The organism is Brasilonema bromeliae SPC951, from assembly GCF_012912135.1.
Classification (GTDB): Bacteria; Cyanobacteriota; Cyanobacteriia; order Cyanobacteriales; family Nostocaceae; genus Brasilonema; species Brasilonema bromeliae.
In genome coordinates this window covers 1-5,577 of record NZ_QMEB01000053.1, presented here as the reverse complement: position 1 = coordinate 5,577, position 5,577 = coordinate 1, and the positions used below count along the sequence as shown (strand labels likewise).

4 protein-coding genes and 1 pseudogene are annotated in these 5,577 nt (G+C 37.7%); 1 reads left to right on the top strand and 4 read right to left on the bottom strand.

The window, feature by feature from the left end:
• Positions 1-212, top strand: a pseudogene (locus DP116_RS29140) (oxidoreductase); the annotation flags it as partial.
• 216 nt (positions 213-428) lie between these two features.
• On the opposite strand, the gene DP116_RS09245 reads toward DP116_RS29140, so the two are convergent.
• The 4 genes from DP116_RS09245 to DP116_RS09230 form a co-directional block, all read right to left on the bottom strand.
• A complete protein-coding gene (locus DP116_RS09245) occupies positions 429-1,745 on the bottom strand; it encodes a DUF4910 domain-containing protein (protein ID WP_169154915.1) in 1,317 nt (438 codons plus the stop codon).
• 258 nt (positions 1,746-2,003) lie between these two features.
• Entirely contained in the window at positions 2,004-2,657 is a 654-nt protein-coding gene (locus DP116_RS09240; RefSeq protein WP_169154914.1) for a PIG-L deacetylase family protein, read from the bottom strand.
• 112 nt (positions 2,658-2,769) lie between these two features.
• Complete coding sequence (locus tag DP116_RS09235) at positions 2,770-3,624, bottom strand: glucose-1-phosphate cytidylyltransferase (RefSeq protein WP_169154913.1); 855 nt, start codon at positions 3,622-3,624, stop codon at positions 2,770-2,772.
• Between the two features lie 62 nt (positions 3,625-3,686).
• Positions 3,687-4,967, bottom strand: a complete 1,281-nt coding sequence (locus DP116_RS09230) for a class I SAM-dependent methyltransferase (RefSeq protein ID WP_169154912.1) — start codon at positions 4,965-4,967, stop codon at positions 3,687-3,689.
• Positions 4,968-5,577: the final 610 nt, after the last annotated feature.

Genomic DNA, 5,577 nt, shown 5'->3' with positions numbered 1-5,577 from the left:
AGGCTCGTGAGAACGCGATTCCCAAAGGGCGGAATGGTTATTCGCCAGAGCGGATTGGCGAGGCTGTTTGGAAAGCCCTGACTGTCCCAAATCCTCGTGTCCGATATGCAGTCGTGCCGCAACGCCTGTTAAACTGGACTCTTCCGATGGCGCTTCCCAAGCGAATGGTGGACAAGCTAATGGGGGACCAACTTGGCTTAAGGCGCAGGTAGATGAACCGCCAGGCAATTTTAACGGGTGTGGTCAAAACCTGTTGGTGAAGGAATGGACAAGGGGGAAAAGGCTTCAAGCAATGCCAAAAAGTACTACGCCAAACTAGCGCGGTATCACAAGCCGATAGCTGATAAACGTAGAGATTTTCTGAACCAAACGACTACGAGACTGACACTAGGGTGGCATCTGCCTGTGAGACAGGAAGCCCCGTCTGCCTATGCAGGGGGGTACTTCACTAAATCATGTTCCAGGAGCATATTTGCTGCCTTATTGATAAAATCAAAACTCATACCGGCTCTATCTGCAATATCCAGTAAGGTATGATCGCCATCAGACAAATTCAGAACCCACAACATTGCGAGTTCAGTCATTTTCGTATCCGTCTGTCCACCGATGGCGCTGTATAAACCCCTTTTACCCAACTGCGGTTCACATTTTGGATTTTGGTTTAAGTATTTTTTGTTGTTTTCTAGAATATGTAGAGTTGACAAGCACTTGGAGAATGAATCGGCGAGGGACTGGGGTTGTACGAAATCCAAATTGTCTGCTGAAGTATGATATTGAGGATAACAACTGTGCGGTGTCCTCATGAAACAGCCAACAGGTAAGTTAAATGCTGGTGAACAAAACTGCCGTTCGTCGTAGCCATAAGGAAAGAAATCTATGATGTCATAATCTTGATGAGAATGCTTGAGGACATGAGTCACAGCTTTATCAATTTCAGCATCACCTCGACGACTTTTTTTATAAGTAGACTTACCTGAATCACCAACACAAGTTAAAACTAAACCGTGTTTAATCTTGTGAACCTGACTTTCATTTAAAGAAAGCCAAGTGATGGAACCGATAGTTCCAGGAATAAAGATAAATCGATAAGAGTATGAAAGGTTTATTTGAGTGAGATATTTTGCCAGGAATGTGGAAAGAGCAATTCCAGAGAGGTTATCATTACCAAGTGATGGATGACAAGCATGGCATGATATCAGCACTTCGTCTGGTTTGTCTCCTTTGAGGTAATACTCGCCATATGTCAGATGACCATTCTCTAGAGAAGAATCAATGCACACTTCATACTCTTCATCCTCTAATTCCAAGAGTTGATTGTGACTGAGACAAAAGCCCCAGCTTTCCTTATAATATGAAGTCCGATAAGGAATCCAATCAGGGTGTTCGGGTAGGGTAAATAGATGTTTCTTTAGTTCCTCTAAAAGTATCTTTTGGTGAATAGGTACGCTGTAGTTAACAACATGCAAGTTTGATTTATTAAAGTCTATAATTCTTTCTCCTTGAGAATTCTTAATATACGCATCTTTAATATTCCACTCTCTGGGTACTGTCCAATCAAACACTTGAGTACCACTGGGAACTTCATGCTTAGTTAATTCAATATGTTTTGAAATCCAATGTAGCGTTTCTCGAAAACCATTGCCAGTTATACTACGGCAAATAGGATATAATTCGGAGATCAACTGGTACATTTGGTGGCTAACTTCATTTGGGTTAACCTTCTGCTTAAGATCAGTTATATTCATGTTTTTCACCTTTTCTAAAAATTGTTAGTTGCTAAATGTCATTCAGCTTGCTTGCATATACGGTAAAAAGACCAATCAGAAAAGGATAATTAATGTTACATTGGACATTATTGTTATTTGGCTTTTAGTACTGGGGAGGTAGAACCTCCCAACACTCGTTACCAGGCTGAGCCTGGTAACGAGAATACAGAGGCTCCGCCTCTTATGGAGAATAATGCAAGTTCTCAGTGAGATAACAGTGTCAGTAGAGTAAGCAAGCTAAAAAACGACTTTGCGACAATAAAAACCTTCAGCATACTTACTGGGTGCATTAGATTCCATTCCTCGCAATCTTAGAATGGATAAAAATATTTCTTCTGTAAACCATTGTTTGCTATTTTGTGATGGAAAGCTGTCAAGAATATACTTGACTTTGTTTTGGTAATTTTCTTGGCTTAAATGAACAAAGAAATTAGGATTTCCTAAATCTCCATCGTACTTAGGTATTTCATATTCTAGAATGAGATGATTTCTAAATGTGTTCCAAGTAAAATCAGATATCAAGCGATGATCTTGGTGCAAATCATGGCGGTAATGAGTAAAAATGAGATCGGGGTTATAATCTCGCTTTAATTGCTCAAAAAACTGTTTAACTTCACTTCCCAGGTAGGGCAAAAAACCATCTTGAAATTGTTGTATTAAGATCTTCTTTTCTGGAATTTTTTCTAAAAACTTATTTGCACTGTTATAAGCTTCCTTTTCTCTTTGTTCATTGGAACTAAAAACAACCCAATAAAATGTAAGATTTGGGTAATTTTCTATCAATCTTAATATCGTACCTCCACAACCAATTTCTATATCATCGCAATGCGCCCCTAAACACAAAACTTTATAACTTAAATCACTATTTTTTTCTAAATCAAATTTCAGCATATTGCGAATTATTTAATAATAAGGAATACTTTGGCTGACATACTTACTAAAAACAGCAATGACAGTAGATGTGTATTGAGGATATCTACTGTCATTTGATTGGTATTTACTCTTAAGCTAAACTAACTGGCATAGAATGAGAAGCAACATGGTGACTCGGAGTATATTCCAAAGATTTTCCCTTTCTTTCAAGACACTTCCAAACTGTCCAAGGAGCGTTTCCTTGACAATACATATCATCTAACTGCTGTTGCTCTTTGAAAGTATCCATACAAGCCCAAAAGCCATTGTATTTATAAGCAATCAGCTGTTGTAATTTCATTAATCGCTGAAATGGTTCAAGTACCAATTCTTCCCCAGGTTCGATGTATTTAAAAATTTCTTTGTTAAAAACAAAAAATCCTCCATTTATCCGAATACCAGCTTGTTTGACATCTTGGATATCCGAGACTAAACCATTCTCTTCCATAGAAACTAAATGAAAACTCTGGGATGGTTTCACGCAGAGAAAACTAGCTATTTTATTATGTCTATGAAAGTCTTCAATAATGTCAGGTAGATGTAAATCTGTTAAGCCATCACTATAATTGGCTAAAAAGACTTCCTCACCTTCTAAATATTGTTCTATGGCTTGCAATCTTTGACCAATATTTGAAGTCAATCCTGTATCGACAAAAGTAATCTTCCAATCTTCAATATCACTATTAACAAGTTTTATTTTTTTACCTCCCTCCTGCAAAGTAAAATCATTGGAAACACACTCATCATAATTGAGGAAATAATTTTTAATAACGTCTGCTTTATAACCAAGACACAAAATAAAATCTTTGTGCCCGTAGTGGGCATAGTATTTCATAACATGCCACAAAATTGGTCGGTAGCCAATATGAACCATAGGCTTAGGAACATTAGTAGACGATTCTCTTAACCTTGTTCCTAAGCCACCACAAAATAAAACTACTTTCATCGTAACTTCTCCTTTTCCTTACGATTCAATTCAAATTAAGCTTGAGTTGATTGGTAGCTGATTCAAGAATAGACACTGACTTCAGGAATGGGTACGACAAATTGACAACCCCAATCACGTACATATGACATCTGCGACATGATCTCGTTTTTCAAATTCCAAGGTAGAATCAGCAGATAGTCTGGCTTTGTCTCTTGAATCTTGTCTGGATGAAAGATTGGTATATGAGTTCCTGGTAAAAATTTGCCTTGTTTGTATGGGTTACGGTCTACAGTGTAATCAATAAAATCTTCTCTGATCCCACAATAGTTCAAAAGGGTATTACCTTTTCCAGGAGCACCATAACCAGCAATTGATTTGCCTTTTCGTTTGGCCGAAATTAAAAATTCTAAAAGTTTGAATTTAGTTTCTTTAACCTTTCTAGCGAATGAAAAATAATGTTCTATGTTGTTAAACCCAGCAGCTTCTTCTCTAGCTCTTAACTCTATCACCTGCTGACTCATAGATTTAGAATTATCTTCTGCATGACAAGCATAAATTCTCAGAGAACCACCATGAGTTGACAGTTCTTCCACATCAAAGATAGCTAAACCGTGATCTGCAAAAATTTTCTCAACTGTCAGCAACGACAAGTAAGAGAAGTGTTCGTGATAAATGGTGTCAAACTGGTTTTCCTCCATCAGTCGCATTAAGTGAGGAAACTCCATAGTTATCACACCTTCCGGCTTGAGTAAAATTTTAGCACCTGCAACAAAATCGTTTATATCAGGTACGTGAGCCAGTACATTGTTAGCCGCTAATAAATCGGCTTGCTTACCAACACTAGCCAATTCATTTGCTGTGTTTCTTCCAAAAAACTTTACAACTGTGGAAATGCCTTTTGCTTTAGCGACCTCAGCTATATTAGCCGCTGGTTCTATACCTAAAACTGGTATCCCTTTTGATAAGAAATATTGCAACAAGTAACCATCGTTACTTGCTATTTCTACCACTTGACTTGAGGTGTTCAATCCAAAGCGAGCTATGACCTTTTCAGTATAATTCTTGGCGTGTTGTAGCCAGGAGTCAGAGTAAGACGAAAAGTAAGCATACTCGCTAAAGATGTCCTGCGGACTGACATATTCCTGAAGTTGAACCAAATAACACTGATCGCACACATACACGTGCAGCGGATAGAAAGCCTCCATTTGGTTAAGCTGTTCAGATGTCACATAGCTTTCACAAAGCGGTGACATTCCCAAATCAACAAAGGTATGCTTTAATGTTGACCCACAGGCTCGACAGTAACAATGATTCACGGTTGTACTCTTCTGTACGTAGGGGTTTAAAGTTGTTTTACTCATTGATTTCAAATCCTATAGGTAAACCTTGGTTCTGTAAACTACCTGTGTTGACTGAGTACAAAACCATTTCCTCGTAACGAGCCACTTTCCTACGAATAAGTGCTTGCAATACTGCCTTGATTGCGCTTGTGCGGTACTAGCGCAATTGTTTACGTAATAACAGTGTGCAGCTTGTCTGTTTGCGATCGCGTCCTAGAAAATGTATGACTTAACGTATGAGTTCGACAAACGACACAGTGTTTACGCAACTTTACTAAAAGCATACTGTATTCAAAATTATAGGTCACTTAAATAGTAACCTGTTATCAATAGTCAATTATCAGTTTGATAACAGTTTATTGACCACTGTTGACTATTTTCATCTCTTGACTTAAACGAGATTGTGTGTATTTCCGTGGAATGAAAATCGTTATATTCCCTTTGAATGAGGTCAAACTACCATTATTTTCCTACTATCATTATTTTTAGTGTGGACAATAAATACAATGTTGACTTATGTTACTTTATGCCTTTAAAATACATAAAGATATGTAACTTATTTTGCTGTTTTTTATTAATTATATTGAGAAATTCATGTTCAAGGCTCTTGCTTTTCTAGCTTTTCTTACTT